This window comes from Pseudomonas sp. PS01299 (genome assembly GCF_029960145.1).
GTDB lineage: Bacteria > Pseudomonadota > Gammaproteobacteria > Pseudomonadales > Pseudomonadaceae > Aquipseudomonas > Aquipseudomonas putida_A.
Window position 1 is genome coordinate 22,111 of record NZ_JASCPO010000044.1, and the last position, 14,920, is coordinate 37,030.

Consider the following 14,920-nt stretch of genomic DNA (forward strand, 5'->3'; position numbering starts at 1 on the left):
GGTGGGAGGGCGCTAAGCCCTTGTTTTCTCGGGGGTGGCAGGGTGATGGCAAATTTTTTTCAAAAAGCCCTCAAGCAACTTGCCAACCCGACGATAACTATTACGAAGGTTCTCTAGGCCATTCCAGGCGGTTGCCAGGGCCGGAAGCCGCAGTACCCAACCAACGAGGAATTCGTCATGGCTTTAACAGTAAACACCAACACCACGTCGCTGAACGTTCAAAAGAACCTGAACCGCGCTTCCGACGCTCTGTCGACTTCGATGCAGCGCCTGTCTTCCGGCCTGAAAATCAACAGCGCTAAAGACGACGCTGCTGGCCTGCAGATCTCGAACCGTATGTCTTCGCAGATCCGTGGTAACACCCAAGCCATCCAGAACGCCAACGACGGTATCTCCGTTGCTCAGACCGCTGAAGGCGCTCTGCAAGCGACTACCGACATTCTGCAGCGTATGCGTGAACTGGCTGTTAAAGCACGTAACGGCACCAACGGCACTGCTGACCAGACCGCTACCAACGCTGAATTCGCTCAGATGTCTGACGAAATCACCCGTATCTCGGCTTCGACCAACCTGAACGGCAAAAACCTGCTGGACGGTTCGGCTGGTACTGTGACCCTGCAAGTTGGCGCAAACACTGGTTCGGCTAACCACATCGACCTGGTACTGAGCTCCAAGTTCGACGCCGTCAGCCTGTCGGTTGGTAGCGGTACTCTGTCCCTGACCGGTGCTACCGTAACTGGCGCTTCGCAGAACATCGACAACGCGATCACCGCAATCGACGCCGCTATCGCTGCAATCGGTGCAACTCGTGCCAGCCTGGGTGCTTCGCAAAACCGTCTGACCAGCACCATCCAGAACTTGCAGAACATCACCGAGAACACCACTGCTGCACAAGGTCGCGTACAAGATACCGACTTCGCCGCAGAGACTGCTAACCTGACCAAGCAGCAAACCCTGCAACAGGCTTCGACCTCTGTTCTGGCTCAAGCCAACCAACTGCCTTCCGCTGTACTGAAGCTGCTTCAGTAATTTCGGAATGAGTTTGGGCGGGAGGGTGCGCTGGTCGCGCTCTCTCGCTTTTTTACGTTAGGAGGTGATGAGCATGGACATGAGCGTAAAGCTTAACGTGTCTTATCCGGCTCCCAAGCCAGCGACGCCTGTTGCTGATAAGCCGTCGGAGACGCCAAAAGTTGCACCGGCCGACGCTCCGGTCGCTGACAGGAAAAGTCAGCAAACGGATGACGCCAAGTTGAAACTGGCCGTGCAAGAGATCGAGAAGTTCGTTCAATCGATCAAGCGTAACCTGGAGTTCTCGATCGACGAGCACTCTGGCAAGGTCATCGTCAAGGTGATCGCAAGCGAGACGGGTGAGGTCGTACGCCAGATCCCCTCCGCAGAAGCACTCAAGCTCGCAGACAGCCTCGCCAACGCAAGCCATGTGTTGTTCGACGCCAAAGTCTGATAGCTGGCATGAATAGTGTTTGTCTTTCTTGAATGACGCCTGGATGGGTCAAAAGTCTGGCAACAATCTGAAGGGAGATGCACATGGCAAGTCCAATTCTACCGGGTTCCGGACTGGGTTCCGGCCTGGACATCGGCGCGATCGTGACCGCGCTGGTCAACGCCGACAAGTCGCCGAAGCAGACGCAGATCGATTCCGCGACCAAAACCAATACCCTGAAGATTTCCGGTGTCGGCACGTTGAAGAGTGCGCTGACCGCGTACCAGACGGCGATGACCAACCTGGGCAGCAAGACCAACCCGGCATTTGCCGGCTTCACGGCGACCTCGAGCAACACAGCGATTCTCGGCGCCACCTCCGATAACACCGCGGTGTCGGGGACTTACAACGTTGTTGTCAATCAATTGGCCACTGGCTCGAAAGTCGCCAGCGCTTCTTTCGCCGGCGGTGCTGCCAGTGCCATTCCGAGTGGTACCCTGAAAATCAGTCAGAATGGCACTGATTACAATGTCACGATCCCGGCCAATGCGACCTTGCAGAGCACCCGTGACGCAATCAACACGGCTCAGGGCTCAAATGGTATTTCTGCCAACATCGTGACCGACAGCAGTGGTGCTTCGCGCCTGGTGATCAGCTCGAACAAGACGGGCGCCGGTACCGACCTCTCTGTCAGCGGGATTGCCGGTCTGGAGATCGACGGTACTCAGCCGATGGGTACCAATCCGGCGGCAGGCGCCTCTGGCAACGTCAATGGCCTTGCACAAGATGCCAAGGTGACCATCGACGGCCTGCAGGTTTCCAGCAAGAGCAATACGGTCAGTGGTGCAATCAGCGGCCTGACCCTGAATCTGACCACTGTCAGTCCTCTCGTTGGTGGCGTTGCCACGCCGACCGTTGTCAGTGTCGATACCAACACCAAAGGGCTGCAGGCCTCGGTTCAGGCCTTTGTTGACGCCTACAACACCCTGAAGACCACTATCGATACGCTTTCCAAGGCTACGCCTGATGAAGACGGCAAACTGACAGTGCAGGCGGCGTTTACCGGTGACTCGTTGCCGCGTTCGCTGATCGCCGACATCCGTGGCCAGTTGACTGCTCCTGCTGGTGCAAAGGGTTCTTTGTCCTATCTGTCGGAGATCGGTGTGATGACCGACCGCAACACCGGCAACCTGACGTTTGATACTGCTGCGTTCACCAAAACCATGGCTCAGCCCGGCAAGGCTGGCCAGGTGCAGCAGATGTTCACCGGGACCGACGACACCAACGGTCTGCTGGCACGCATGAACAAGGCGGTGGATCCGTATCTGAAGGCGCCTGCCGGTAGCGCCCCTACTGCCGTAGGCCTGCTTGATCAGCGCATGTCCATCCTGAACAACAACACCCGGAACCTGACCAGTCAGCAACTGGCGCTGGATCTGCGTGTTGCCAACCTGACCAAGACGTTGACGGCCAAGTACAACGCCATGGACTTGCTGGTAGGGCAGATGAAGGCGACGGCGAGCAACATCACGTCGTTCTTCAGCTCGCTGAACGCTCAGCAGTCCGCGAAGTAACCTGCAAGAACGACAAAAACCCGGCTACGCTTTATCGGCGTGCGCCGGGTTTTTGTCTTTTGATCTAAAGTTCTGTGATTCGTTGGCGATACACTGGTTATACGAGTCATTGTGGCAATGAGGTAGAACATGAACCCAATGTTAGCCCTTCGGCAATATCAGAAAGTCGGCGCGCACGCCCAGACATCCGAGGCGAGCCCGCACCGTCTGGTGCAAATGCTGATGGAAGGCGGGTTGGCCCGCATCGCTCAGGCCAAGGGTGCCATCGAGCGCAAGGATATTCCTGGCAAGTGCACCTCGATCAGCAAGGCCATTGGCATTGTCAGCGGGCTGCGCGAAGGTCTGGATCTGGAAAAGTGTGCCGATGAACTGGCCGATCTGGACGGGCTGTACATCTACATGATGAAGCGTCTCGCCGAGGCCAACATCAACAGCGATCCGCGCATTCTCGATGAGGTCGCCGGCTTGCTGAGCACGGTCAAAGAAGGCTGGGATGCCATCGCCCCCGAGCCTGCTCCGCAGTTTTAAAGGAGAGCACCATGAGTCTTGTATTGCAGCGAATCGCCGACACCCGTGAAGCGCTGGTCAGTGCGCTGGCCGAACGCAACTGGGAAGCCATTGGCGAGCTGGATCTGGCTTGCCGTTCCTGCATGGAAGACGTCATGGCCGAGGCCTCGCTGGATGAGGAGGCCTTGCGCAGTAACCTTGAGGAATTGCTCCATGTCTACAAGGAGCTACTTGAGGCGGCCATGGGTGAGCGCCAGGCGATAGCCAACGAGATGTCGCAGATCACCCAAGCGCAAAAGGCGGCAAAGGTTTACCATCTGTTTGGTTAATTAACCCCCAGTTAATCCAGACATGTGCGCCATAAATTTGACTGTGCACGGTTTTTTGACTTAACTAGTGGCTGTTTTCAGATTTCAGGCGTCTACAGGCACAAGGTGTCCTGCAAGCGTCTCGCTTGCCCCATTTTTCGGGCATTGAGTTGACTAGGGAAGTTGCTATTGCATGTGGCGTGAAACCAAAATTCTGCTGATCGATGACGATAGCGTCCGCCGCCGCGACCTGGCGGTGATTTTAAATTTTCTCGGCGAAGAAAATTTACCCTGCGGCAGCCATGACTGGCAGCAGGCTGTCGGCTCTTTGTCATCGAGTCGTGAAGTCATCTGTGTACTGATCGGGACGGTAAATGCTCCGGGTGCACTTTTGGGCTTGTTAAAGACACTCTCGACGTGGGATGAGTTCCTTCCGGTTTTGCTGATGGGCGATAATTCTTCCGTCGACCTGCCGGAAGACCAGCGCCGCCGGGTGCTTTCGACCCTGGAAATGCCGCCCAGCTACAGCAAACTGCTCGACTCCCTGCACCGTGCCCAGGTCTATCGCGAGATGTACGACCAGGCCCGCGAGCGCGGTCGTCATCGCGAGCCCAACCTGTTCCGCAGCCTTGTCGGCACCAGCCGGGCGATTCAGCACGTCCGGCAGATGATGCAGCAAGTGGCCGATACCGACGCCAGCGTGCTGATCCTCGGCGAGTCCGGCACCGGCAAGGAAGTGGTTGCGCGCAACCTGCATTACCACTCCAAGCGTCGCGACGCGCCTTTCGTGCCGGTCAACTGCGGGGCGATCCCGGCAGAGCTGCTGGAAAGCGAACTGTTTGGCCACGAGAAGGGCGCCTTCACCGGTGCGATCACCAGCCGTGCCGGGCGTTTCGAACTGGCCAACGGCGGTACGCTGTTCCTCGACGAAATCGGCGATATGCCGCTGCCGATGCAGGTCAAGCTGCTGCGCGTGCTGCAGGAGCGCACCTTCGAGCGCGTGGGCAGCAACAAGACCCAGAGCGTCGACGTGCGCATCATTGCCGCGACCCACAAGAATCTCGAAAGCATGATCGAGATCGGCACCTTCCGCGAAGACCTTTACTATCGCCTGAACGTGTTCCCGATCGAGATGGCGCCGCTGCGTGAGCGCGTCGAAGACATCCCGCTGTTGATGAACGAACTGATCTCGCGCATGGAACACGAAAAGCGCGGTTCGATCCGTTTCAACTCGGCGGCGATCATGTCGCTGTGCCGTCACGGCTGGCCGGGCAACGTCCGTGAGCTGGCCAACCTGGTCGAGCGCATGGCGATCATGCATCCGTACGGGGTGATCGGCGTGGTCGAGTTGCCGAAGAAATTCCGCTACGTCGACGACGAAGACGAGCAGATGGTCGACAGCCTGCGCAGCGATCTCGAAGAGCGCGTGGCGATCAACGGTCATACGCCGGACTTCACCGCCAACGCGATGCTGCCGCCGGAAGGCCTGGACCTCAAGGACTACCTCGGTGGTCTGGAGCAGGGCCTGATCCAGCAGGCGCTGGACGACGCCAATGGCATCGTGGCGCGTGCCGCCGAACGCCTGCGCATTCGTCGCACCACGCTGGTGGAGAAGATGCGCAAGTACGGCATGAGCCGGCGCGAAGGAGACGAACAGGCGGATGATTGACGCCTGTTTTTCAACGCCTTCATTTATAAGCAGTTTTTTTTAGGCACGGGTATTGCTACATCCCTCGCAACGTTCCGTTTAACTGACGGTCAGCCAAGCGAGAGAACACAATGCCCCACGCCCAGATGTCATCTGCCTCCCATGCCGAGGGGCAACCGTCGTCCGTAGAGCAGGCGAGCCGCCTGGGGCTTGAGCAGGCGTTCGCGCTGTTCAATCAGATGTCCAGTCAACTGACCGATTCCTACAGCATGCTTGAAGCCCGGGTTACCGAGCTCAAGGGCGAGCTGGCGGTGGTCAGTGCCCAGCGCATGCAGGAGCTGGCCGAAAAAGAACGCTTGGCCAACCGTCTGCAAAACCTCCTCGATCTGTTGCCCGGTGGCGTCATCGTGATCGACGGCCACGGCATGGTGCGCGAAGCCAACCCGGCGGCGATCGATTTGTTGGGGCTGCCGCTGGAAGGCGAGTTGTGGCGCCACGTCATCGCCCGTTGCTTCGCCCCGCGTGAAGACGACGGTCATGAAATTTCTCTGAAAAACGGTCGACGCCTGTCGATTGCCACCCGCTCGCTGGATGCCGAGCCGGGGCAGTTGGTGCTGCTCAACGACCTGACAGAAACCCGCCACCTTCAAGATCAACTGGCGCGCCACGAGCGTCTGTCGTCGCTGGGACGGATGGTCGCCTCGCTGGCCCATCAGATCCGCACGCCGTTGTCCGCTGCGTTGCTCTACGCCAGTCATTTGACTGAGCAGGAATTACCGGTCGCCACCCAGCAGCGTTTCGCTGGCCGTCTCAAAGAACGCCTGCATGAGCTGGAGCATCAGGTAAGCGACATGTTGGTGTTCGCCCGTGGCGAGCTGCCACTGACCGACCGCATCACCCCGAATACTCTGATGCAGGCGCTGCAAGCGGCGGCGCTGACCCATGTGCAGGATCTGCCAATCCGCTGGCAGTGCGACAGCTATGCCGGCGAACTGCTGTGCAACCGCGACACCCTGGTCGGGGCGATCCTCAATCTGATCGAAAACGCGATACAGGCCAGCGATGGCAACGTGCGCCTTAAAGTGCACTGCTACACCCGCGACAACAGCCTGCGCCTGTGTGTCAGCGACAGCGGCAGCGGCATTGATCCGCTGGTGCTCGAGCGTCTCGGCGAACCGTTTTTCACCACCAAAGTCACCGGCACCGGGCTGGGCCTGACCGTGGTCAAGGCAGTGGCGCGGGCACATCAGGGAGAATTGCAGCTGCGCTCGCGAGTCGGGCGCGGCACGTGCGCGCAGGTGATCCTGCCGCTGTTTTCCGCTGTACACGGAGCTGAGTAAACGTCATGGGCATCAAGGTTTTGCTGGTCGAGGATGACCGCTCGTTGCGCGAAGCGCTGGCCGATACGCTGTTGCTGGCGGGCCACGACTACCATGCAGTCGGCAGCGCCGAAGAGGCGTTGCAGGCGGTCGAGCGCGAAGCGTTCAGTCTGGTGGTCAGCGACGTCAACATGCCCGGCATGGATGGCCATCAACTGCTCGGTTTGCTGCGTGCCCGGCAGCCGCAATTGCCGGTGTTGCTGATGACTGCGCACGGCGCGGTCGAGCGTGCGGTCGATGCGATGCGTCAGGGCGCGGCGGATTACCTGGTCAAGCCGTTCGAGCCCAAGGCTCTGCTGGACCTGGTGTCGCGGCATGCCTTGGGCAGCATCAGCACCACAGATTGCGAAGGTCCGGTGGCGGTCGAGCCGGCCAGTGCGCAGTTGCTCGAGCTGGCGGCGCGGGTGGCACGCAGTGATTCCACGGTGCTGATCTCCGGCGAGTCCGGCACCGGCAAGGAAGTGTTGGCGCGTTACATTCACCAGCATTCCCATCGTGCCAATCAGCCGTTCATCGCGATCAACTGCGCGGCGATTCCCGACAACATGCTCGAGGCCACGCTGTTCGGTCACGAGAAGGGCTCGTTCACCGGCGCCATCGCGGCCCAGGCCGGCAAGTTCGAACAAGCCGATGGCGGCACCATTCTGCTCGACGAGATTTCCGAGATGCCCCTGGGCCTGCAAGCCAAGTTGCTGCGGGTGTTGCAGGAGCGCGAGGTCGAGCGCGTCGGCGCGCGCAAACCGATCACCCTGGACATCCGCGTGGTGGCGACCACCAACCGTGATCTGGCTGGCGAAGTGGCGGCGGGGCGTTTTCGTGAAGACTTGTTCTACCGCTTGTCGGTTTTTCCCCTGGCCTGGCGTCCACTTCGCGAGCGCACTGCCGATATCTTGCCGCTGGCCGAGCGGTTACTGAGCAAGCACGTCAATAAAATGAAGCATGCGGCGGCGAAACTTTCGCCAGAAGCCCAGGCTTGCCTGACCCACTACCCGTGGCCGGGCAACGTGCGTGAGCTGGATAACGCGATTCAACGCGCGCTGATTCTGCAGCAGGGCGGTTTGATCCAGCCGCAGGATTTCTGCCTGACCGGCGCAGTGACCTACACCGCGGCGCCGGTGCAGCCGTTGGTGCGCGAGATCGAAGTCGAGGCTGAATCCGCCGGGGCGCTGGGCGATGACCTGCGGCGCCGGGAGTTTCAGATGATCATCGACACCCTGCGCACCGAGCGTGGCCGCCGCAAGGAGGCTGCGGAAAAGCTCGGTATCAGCCCGCGTACCCTGCGCTACAAACTGGCGCAGATGCGTGATGCCGGGATGGACGTCGAAGGTTATCTGTTCGCCACCTGAACGTTGTCGCTGTCAATTGTGGGAGCGAGCTTGCTCGCGAAAGCGGTGGGGCAGTTGCGAAAATGTCGACTGATTCTCCCTCTTCGCGAGCAAGCTCGCTCCCACAGTGATTTCACGGTGCCTTGATGGGCTTTTATAGAATAAGTCCGCCGAGCTGGCACCCTTGTTGCTAACACCTGTGTACCCGCCGAGTGAGTGTCAAAAAATTGCGGGCCGCCCAAGAGAGTAGACCATGAGCCAAGGTATTGAATTTAATCGGTTGATGATGGACATGAAGGCCATGAAAATGGACGCCATGGCCACGCCGAAATCGACTGCCGCCGTCCCTGAACTGGCAGGCAGCAGCTTTTCCGACATGCTCGGTCAGGCCATCAACAAAGTCAGCGATACCCAGCAGGCGTCGACTCAGTTGGCCAACGCATTTGAAATCGGCAAGAGCGGCGTCGATCTGACGGACGTGATGGTCGCCTCGCAAAAAGCCAGCGTGTCGTTCCAGGCTCTGACCCAGGTGCGCAACAAACTGGTTCAGGCTTATCAAGACATCATGCAGATGCCGGTTTAAGGACGAGATTGAGTCATGGCAGAAGCAGTCGCCGATAACGTTCCGGCCAAGGCCACCCCGATAGACGGCAAACCGCCGCTGTTCGGCCTGTCCTTCCTGGAAAACCTCTCCGAGATGACCATGCTGCGTCAGGTGGGCCTGTTGGTCGGCCTGGCTGCGAGCGTGGCGATTGGCTTTGCCGTGGTGCTGTGGTCGCAGCAGCCGGATTACCGTCCGTTGTACGGCAGCCTTGCCGGCATGGACGCCAAGCAGGTCATGGATACCCTGGCCTCCGCCGACATTCCCTACACCGTCGAGCCGAACTCCGGCGCCTTGCTGGTCAAGGCCGATGACCTGTCCCGTGCGCGCCTCAAGCTCGCGGCCGCTGGTGTCACTCCCAGCGACGGCAACATCGGTTTCGAAATCCTCGACAAGGAACAGGGTCTGGGCACCAGCCAGTTCATGGAAGCGACTCGTTACCGTCGTGGTCTGGAAGGCGAACTGGCGCGCACCATCTCCAGCCTGAACAACGTCAAGGGTGCCCGCGTGCACCTGGCGATTCCGAAAAGTTCGGTGTTCGTGCGTGATGAGCGCAAGCCAAGCGCTTCGGTACTGGTCGAGCTGTACTCCGGGCGTTCGCTGGAGCCGGGTCAGGTGGTCGCGATCATCAACCTGGTGGCGACCTCCGTGCCTGAACTGAGCAAATCGCAGATCACCGTCGTCGATCAGAAGGGCAACCTGCTCTCCGATCAGGCGGAAAACTCCGAAATGACCATGGCCGGCAAGCAGTTCGATTACAGCCGCCGCATGGAAAGCATGCTCACCCAGCGCGTACACAACATTCTGCAGCCGGTACTGGGCAACGATCGCTACAAGGCTGAAGTCTCGGCCGACGTCGATTTCAGTGCCGTCGAATCCACCGCCGAGCAGTTCAACCCGGACCAACCGGCGTTGCGCAGCGAGCAGTCGGTCAACGAACAACGCACCGCCAGCAATGGTCCGCAAGGCGTGCCGGGTGCCCTGAGCAACCAGCCGCCGGCGCCGGCTTCGGCACCGCAAACCACCGGTGGCGCTGCAGCGCCGGCCGGCATGATTCAACCCGGCCAGCCACTGGTGGATGCCAACGGTCAGCAGATCATGGACCCGGCCACCGGCCAGCCGATGCTCGCGCCGTACCCGGCAGACAAGCGTCAACAATCCACCAAGAACTTCGAGCTCGACCGTTCCATCAGTCACACCAAACAGCAGCAGGGTCGCCTGAATCGTCTGTCGGTGTCGGTGGTGGTCGACGATCAGGTCAAGGTCAATGCGGCCAACGGTGAAACCACCCGCGCACCGTGGAGCGCCGATGAACTGGCGCGCTTCACCCGTCTGGTGCAGGACGCGGTCGGTTTCGACGCCAGCCGTGGCGACAGCGTCAGCGTGATCAACATGCCGTTCTCCGCCGAACGCGGTGAAGTGGTTGCCGATATTCCGTTCTACTCCCAGCCATGGTTCTGGGACATCGTCAAACAAGTGCTGGGTGTGTTGTTCATCCTGGTGCTGGTGTTTGGTGTGCTGCGTCCGGTGTTGAACAACATCACCGGCGGCGGCAAAGGCAAGGAGCTGGCCGGTCTGGGCAGCGACGTGGAACTCGGTGGCATGGGCGGCCTGGACGGCGACCTGGCCAACGACCGCGTGAGCCTCGGTGGTCCGCAGAGCATTCTGTTGCCGAGCCCGAGTGAGGGTTACGACGCACAACTGAATGCAATCAAGAGCTTGGTGGCCGAGGATCCGGGTCGCGTGGCTCAGGTCGTGAAAGAGTGGATTAACGCAGATGAGTGATAACCGAGCCGCAACCGTCAAACTGAACAAGGTCGACAAAGCCGCGATTCTGCTGCTGTCCCTGGGTTCGACCGATGCCGCGCAAGTGCTGCGCCACATGGGCCCGAAAGAGGTTCAGCGGGTCGGTGTGGCCATGGCCCAGATGGGCAACGTCCATCGCGAGCAGGTCGAGCAGGTCATGAGCGAGTTCGTCGACATCGTCGGCGACCAGACCAGCCTCGGCGTCGGCTCCGACGACTACGTGCGCAAAATGCTTACCCAGGCCCTGGGCGAAGACAAGGCCAACGGCCTGATCGACCGCATCCTGCTCGGTGGCAACACCAGCGGCCTCGACAGCCTGAAATGGATGGAGCCGCGCGCGGTTGCCGACGTGATCCGTTATGAACACCCGCAGATCCAGGCGATCGTGGTGGCGTACCTCGACCCGGATCAGGCCGGTGAAGTACTGGGCAACTTTGACCACAAGGTGCGTCTGGACATCATCCTGCGCGTCTCGTCGCTGAATACCGTGCAACCGGCGGCGCTGAAAGAGCTGAACCAGATTCTCGAGAAGCAGTTCTCCGGCAACTCGAATGCCTCGCGCACCACCCTGGGTGGCATCAAGCGTGCGGCGGACATCATGAACTTCCTCGACAGCTCGATCGAAGGCCAGCTCATGGACTCGATCCGCGAAGTCGACGAAGACCTGTCCGGTCAGATCGAAGACCTCATGTTCGTGTTCAACAACCTGGCCGATGTCGACGATCGTGGCATTCAGGCGCTGTTGCGCGAAGTGTCCTCCGACGTGCTGGTACTGGCCCTCAAGGGTTCGGACGAAGGCGTCAAGGAGAAGATCTTCAAGAACATGTCCAAGCGTGCGGCCGAACTGTTGCGCGACGACCTCGAAGCCAAAGGCCCGGTGCGCGTCAGCGACGTGGAAACCGCGCAGAAAGAAATCCTCACCATTGCCCGTCGCATGGCCGAAGCCGGCGAAATCGTGCTCGGTGGCAAGGGCGGCGAGGAAATGATCTAAGCCCATGGACAAGCATGACGAGTCAGTGACGGATCTGATCCGCGCCCGCGATGTCCGTGGTTTCGAATCCTGGGCACTGCCCAGCTTCGATCCGCCAAAACCGGAACCCGAGCCGGAACCGGAGCCCGAGCCGCCGGAAATGGAAGAAGTGCCGCTGGAAGAAGTCCAGCCACTGACCCTGGAAGAGCTCGAAAGCATCCGTCAGGAGGCTTACAACGAGGGCTTTGGCATCGGCGAGAAAGAGGGTTTTCACAGCGCCACGCTCAAGGTGCGTCAGGAAGCCGAAGTGGCGCTGGCGGCGAAACTGGCCAGCCTCGAGCAACTGATGACCCATCTGTTCGAGCCGATTGCCGAGCAGGACACGCAGATCGAAAAGTCGCTGGTCGACCTCGTGCAACACATCACCAGACAGGTGATCAAGCGCGAATTGGCCATCGATTCCAGCCAGATCGAACACGTCATGCGCGACGCGCTCAAGCTGCTGCCGTTGGGCGTGGACAACGTGCGTCTGTACGTCAATCCGCAGGACTTCGAGCAGGCCAAGGCCTTGCGCGAGCGTCATGAGGAATCCTGGCGCATCGTCGAAGACGACTCGCTTTTGCCGGGCGGTTGCCGGGTTGAAACCGAGCACAGCCGCATCGACGCCAGCATCGAGACCCGCGTGACCCAGGTCATGGCCAAACTGTTCGACCAGTTGCACGAACAGGCTCTGCACCCGGCCGCGCCGGACCTGAGCCTGGACATTCCTGAAGAAAGCCAACTGACGGCTGCGCCGCAAGAGCCGCTCGCGGACACCCCCGATGCGCCTTGAACGCACCAGTTTCGCCAAGCGCCTCAGCACCTATGCCGAAGCCACTGAAATCGCCGGCGCGCCGATTCTCGAAGGCCGCCTGCTGCGCATGGTCGGCCTCACCCTCGAAGCCGAAGGCTTGCGTGCCGCCATGGGCACGCGCTGCCTGGTCATCAATGACGACAGCTATCACCCGTCCCAGGTGGAAGCGGAAGTCATGGGTTTTTCCGGCAGCAAAGTCTTTCTGATGCCGGTCGGCAGCGTCGCCGGCATTGCCCCGGGCGCCCGCGTGGTGCCACTGGCCGAAACCGGGCGCCTGCCGATGGGCATGAGCATGCTCGGTCGTGTACTCGACGGCGCCGGACGCGCGCTTGACGGCAAGGGCGGGATGAAGGCGGAGGACTGGGTGCCGATGGACGGCCCGACGATCAACCCGCTCAATCGCGACCCGATCCACGAACCGCTGGACGTCGGCATCCGTTGCATCAACGGCCTGCTGACGGTCGGGCGTGGTCAGCGTCTGGGCCTGTTCGCCGGTACCGGTGTCGGTAAATCGGTGCTGCTGGGCATGATGACCCGTTTCACCGAGGCCGACATTATCGTCGTCGGTCTGATCGGTGAGCGGGGTCGAGAAGTTAAAGAGTTCATCGAGCACATCCTCGGTGAAGAAGGCCTCAAGCGTTCGGTGGTGGTCGCCTCGCCGGCGGACGATGCGCCGCTGATGCGTCTGCGCGCGGCGATGTACTGCACGCGCATCGCCGAGTATTTCCGCGACAAAGGCAAGAACGTCCTGTTGCTGATGGATTCGCTGACCCGTTTCGCCCAGGCCCAGCGGGAAATCGCTTTGGCCATCGGCGAGCCGCCAGCGACCAAGGGTTATCCGCCTTCGGTGTTCGCCAAACTGCCGAAACTGGTGGAGCGCGCCGGTAACGCGGAGAAGGGCGGGGGTTCGATCACTGCGTTCTACACCGTATTGTCCGAAGGCGATGACCAGCAGGACCCGATTGCCGACTCGGCGCGGGGCGTGCTCGACGGCCACATCGTGTTGTCCCGGCGTCTGGCCGAGGAAGGGCACTACCCGGCCATCGACATCGAAGCGTCGATCAGCCGGGTGATGCCGGCCGTGGTCTCGGCGGAGCACATGCAGCGCGCGCAGTACTTCAAGCAGCTGTGGTCGCGCTATCAGCAGAGCCGCGATCTGATCAGCGTCGGCGCTTACGTCTCCGGTGGCGACCGCGAGACCGATCTGGCGATCTCGCTGCAACCGCAACTGACCCGCTACCAGCGGCAGGGCCTCAACGACAAGATCAACATGGGCGAGAGCCAGGCTTACCTCGAAACCCTGTTCGCGCCTGCGGCGGGCGGGTAACCGGCCATGGCCGTGAGCCGAGCTGCGCGTCTGGCACCGGTGGTGGAAATGGCCGAACAGGCCGAGAAAACCGCCGTGCAACGCCTGGGTTACTTTCAAGGCCAGGTCAAAGTCGCTGAAAGCAAACTCGCCGACCTCGACGCCTTTCGTCTGGATTATCAGGAACAGTGGATCGTGCGCGGCAGCGACGGGGTTTCCGGGCAATGGCTGCTGGGTTATCACGGCTTCCTCGCGCAACTGGACACCGCGATCGACCAGCAGCGCCAGAGTCTGGTCTGGCACCAGAACAACCTGATCAAGGCGCGCGACGCCTGGCAGCAGGCGTTTGCCAAGGTCGAAGGCCTGCGCAAACTGGTACAGCGCTACCGAGAAGAGGCGCAACGCCTCGAAGACAAGCGCGAGCAGAAGCTGCTGGACGAGTTGTCGCAGCGCTTGCCGCGGCACGATCCGTATTGATGTGCCGCAGCAGTGGTGTTAGAGGATGGTCTGAGTCACTTGTCCAATATTTCGAAATTGAACATTTCGGAAAAGCCCAGAAGCTTGGAGTCACGTATTACGGTGAAGAACGCATGTATCTTTTTGCCCACAATATCCCAATCATTGGCAGTACCGATGAGTCTTAAGAATTCAAACCTATCAGTTGTGAGTGTGCGCGTTTCCGAGGAGGGATAGCCGATGTCGGCTATAAAGTAAATCATAATTAAGTCGCCTTTTTTACCAGGGTAGCTCGCTATAACGCCGGATTTCTCATCTTCGTATTCTGCGTACGTGATGATGGTTGGTGACGCGGTGTTATGCAGGGACGGTTTTCCGAAAAGTTCAACTTTAGGCGATTTCATGATGCAGTCCTTTGACCTGAGCGCAGCAAATTTGCTGCCGCTTGATTAAGGGCTATATCTCTTTCCTCGGTCTACTGTCAGATCTGACAGTGACGACAAGCGGCAGTCGCGGAGTAGCTGCAGGGCCTCGGTGCTCCTGCGCAAATGGGCGCAGTGCTACCGCGAAGAGGCGCAACGCCTCGAAGACAAGCGTGAGCAGAAGCTGCTGGACCAGTTGTCGCAGCGCCTGCCGCGACACAACCCTTTTCAAATTGCCCAAAAACTCCCTGTGGGAGCGGGCTTGCTCGCGAAGGCGTCGTGTCAGTCAACACCTCAGTCAACTGACCGATTGCCTTCGCGAGC

Annotated in this window: 15 protein-coding genes and 1 pseudogene; 15 read left to right on the plus strand and 1 reads right to left on the minus strand. The window is 60.1% G+C overall.

Annotated elements, in window-relative coordinates; genetic code table 11:
* Positions 1-177 precede the first annotated feature (177 nt).
* The 14 genes from QMX91_RS10695 (at position 178) to fliJ (ending at position 14,195) form a co-directional block, all read left to right on the plus strand.
* A complete protein-coding gene (locus QMX91_RS10695) occupies positions 178-1,029 on the plus strand; it encodes a flagellin domain-containing protein (protein WP_007920059.1) in 852 nt (283 codons plus the stop codon).
* A gap of 73 nt (positions 1,030-1,102) precedes the next feature.
* The gene (locus QMX91_RS10700; RefSeq protein ID WP_027614231.1) at positions 1,103-1,462 is read left to right on the plus strand and encodes a flagellar protein FlaG; all 360 of its coding nucleotides are present in this window, start codon (positions 1,103-1,105) and stop codon (positions 1,460-1,462) included.
* 83 nt (positions 1,463-1,545) lie between these two features.
* Positions 1,546-3,015, plus strand: coding sequence for a flagellar filament capping protein FliD (fliD, locus tag QMX91_RS10705; RefSeq protein WP_098967835.1), 1,470 nt, complete (start codon positions 1,546-1,548; stop codon positions 3,013-3,015).
* 129 nt (positions 3,016-3,144) lie between these two features.
* Positions 3,145-3,543, plus strand: coding sequence for a flagellar export chaperone FliS (fliS, locus tag QMX91_RS10710; protein ID WP_027614233.1), 399 nt, complete (start codon positions 3,145-3,147; stop codon positions 3,541-3,543).
* Between the two features lie 11 nt (positions 3,544-3,554).
* Complete coding sequence (locus tag QMX91_RS10715) at positions 3,555-3,851, plus strand: hypothetical protein (RefSeq protein WP_007966233.1); 297 nt, start codon at positions 3,555-3,557, stop codon at positions 3,849-3,851.
* 172 nt (positions 3,852-4,023) lie between these two features.
* Positions 4,024-5,499 (plus strand): sigma-54 dependent transcriptional regulator, encoded by a 1,476-nt coding sequence (locus QMX91_RS10720; RefSeq protein ID WP_003222863.1) that lies wholly within the window; start codon positions 4,024-4,026, stop codon positions 5,497-5,499.
* Between the two features lie 125 nt (positions 5,500-5,624).
* Complete coding sequence (locus QMX91_RS10725) at positions 5,625-6,818, plus strand: ATP-binding protein (RefSeq protein WP_282412696.1); 1,194 nt, start codon at positions 5,625-5,627, stop codon at positions 6,816-6,818.
* A 5-nt stretch (positions 6,819-6,823) separates the two neighbouring features.
* Entirely contained in the window at positions 6,824-8,203 is a 1,380-nt protein-coding gene (locus QMX91_RS10730; RefSeq protein WP_282412693.1) for a sigma-54 dependent transcriptional regulator, read from the plus strand.
* A gap of 232 nt (positions 8,204-8,435) precedes the next feature.
* On the plus strand, positions 8,436-8,765 hold the full coding sequence (gene fliE, locus QMX91_RS10735; RefSeq protein WP_025111944.1) for a flagellar hook-basal body complex protein FliE: 330 nt from the start codon (positions 8,436-8,438) through the stop codon (positions 8,763-8,765).
* Positions 8,766-8,780: 15 nt separating this feature from the next.
* Positions 8,781-10,568 (plus strand): flagellar basal-body MS-ring/collar protein FliF, encoded by a 1,788-nt coding sequence (fliF, locus tag QMX91_RS10740; protein ID WP_282412694.1) that lies wholly within the window; start codon positions 8,781-8,783, stop codon positions 10,566-10,568.
* The gene (gene fliG / locus QMX91_RS10745) at positions 10,561-11,580 is read left to right on the plus strand and encodes a flagellar motor switch protein FliG (protein ID WP_007920042.1); all 1,020 of its coding nucleotides are present in this window, start codon (positions 10,561-10,563) and stop codon (positions 11,578-11,580) included. Before fliF ends, fliG begins: the two co-directional genes overlap by 8 nt.
* A gap of 4 nt (positions 11,581-11,584) precedes the next feature.
* On the plus strand, positions 11,585-12,391 hold the full coding sequence (gene fliH, locus QMX91_RS10750; protein WP_225137980.1) for a flagellar assembly protein FliH: 807 nt from the start codon (positions 11,585-11,587) through the stop codon (positions 12,389-12,391).
* Complete coding sequence (gene fliI / locus QMX91_RS10755) at positions 12,381-13,739, plus strand: flagellar protein export ATPase FliI (RefSeq protein WP_282412695.1); 1,359 nt, start codon at positions 12,381-12,383, stop codon at positions 13,737-13,739. The genes fliH and fliI overlap by 11 nt, the downstream gene beginning before the upstream one ends.
* Positions 13,740-13,745: 6 nt before the next feature.
* Positions 13,746-14,195 carry a flagellar export protein FliJ gene (gene fliJ, locus QMX91_RS10760; protein ID WP_095139370.1) on the plus strand — a complete coding sequence of 150 codons (450 nt, stop codon included), beginning with the start codon at positions 13,746-13,748 and terminating at the stop codon, positions 14,193-14,195.
* 35 nt (positions 14,196-14,230) lie between these two features.
* Here fliJ and QMX91_RS10765 read toward each other — a convergent pair whose 3' ends face one another.
* Positions 14,231-14,578: a hypothetical protein gene (locus QMX91_RS10765; RefSeq protein WP_253149419.1), complete on the minus strand. Its 348-nt coding sequence runs from the start codon at positions 14,576-14,578 to the stop codon at positions 14,231-14,233.
* Between the two features lie 136 nt (positions 14,579-14,714).
* Here QMX91_RS10765 and QMX91_RS10770 point away from each other — a divergent pair.
* Positions 14,715-14,825: pseudogene (locus QMX91_RS10770) on the plus strand (flagella biosynthesis chaperone FliJ); the annotation flags it as partial.
* Between the last annotated feature and the right edge of the window lie 95 nt (positions 14,826-14,920).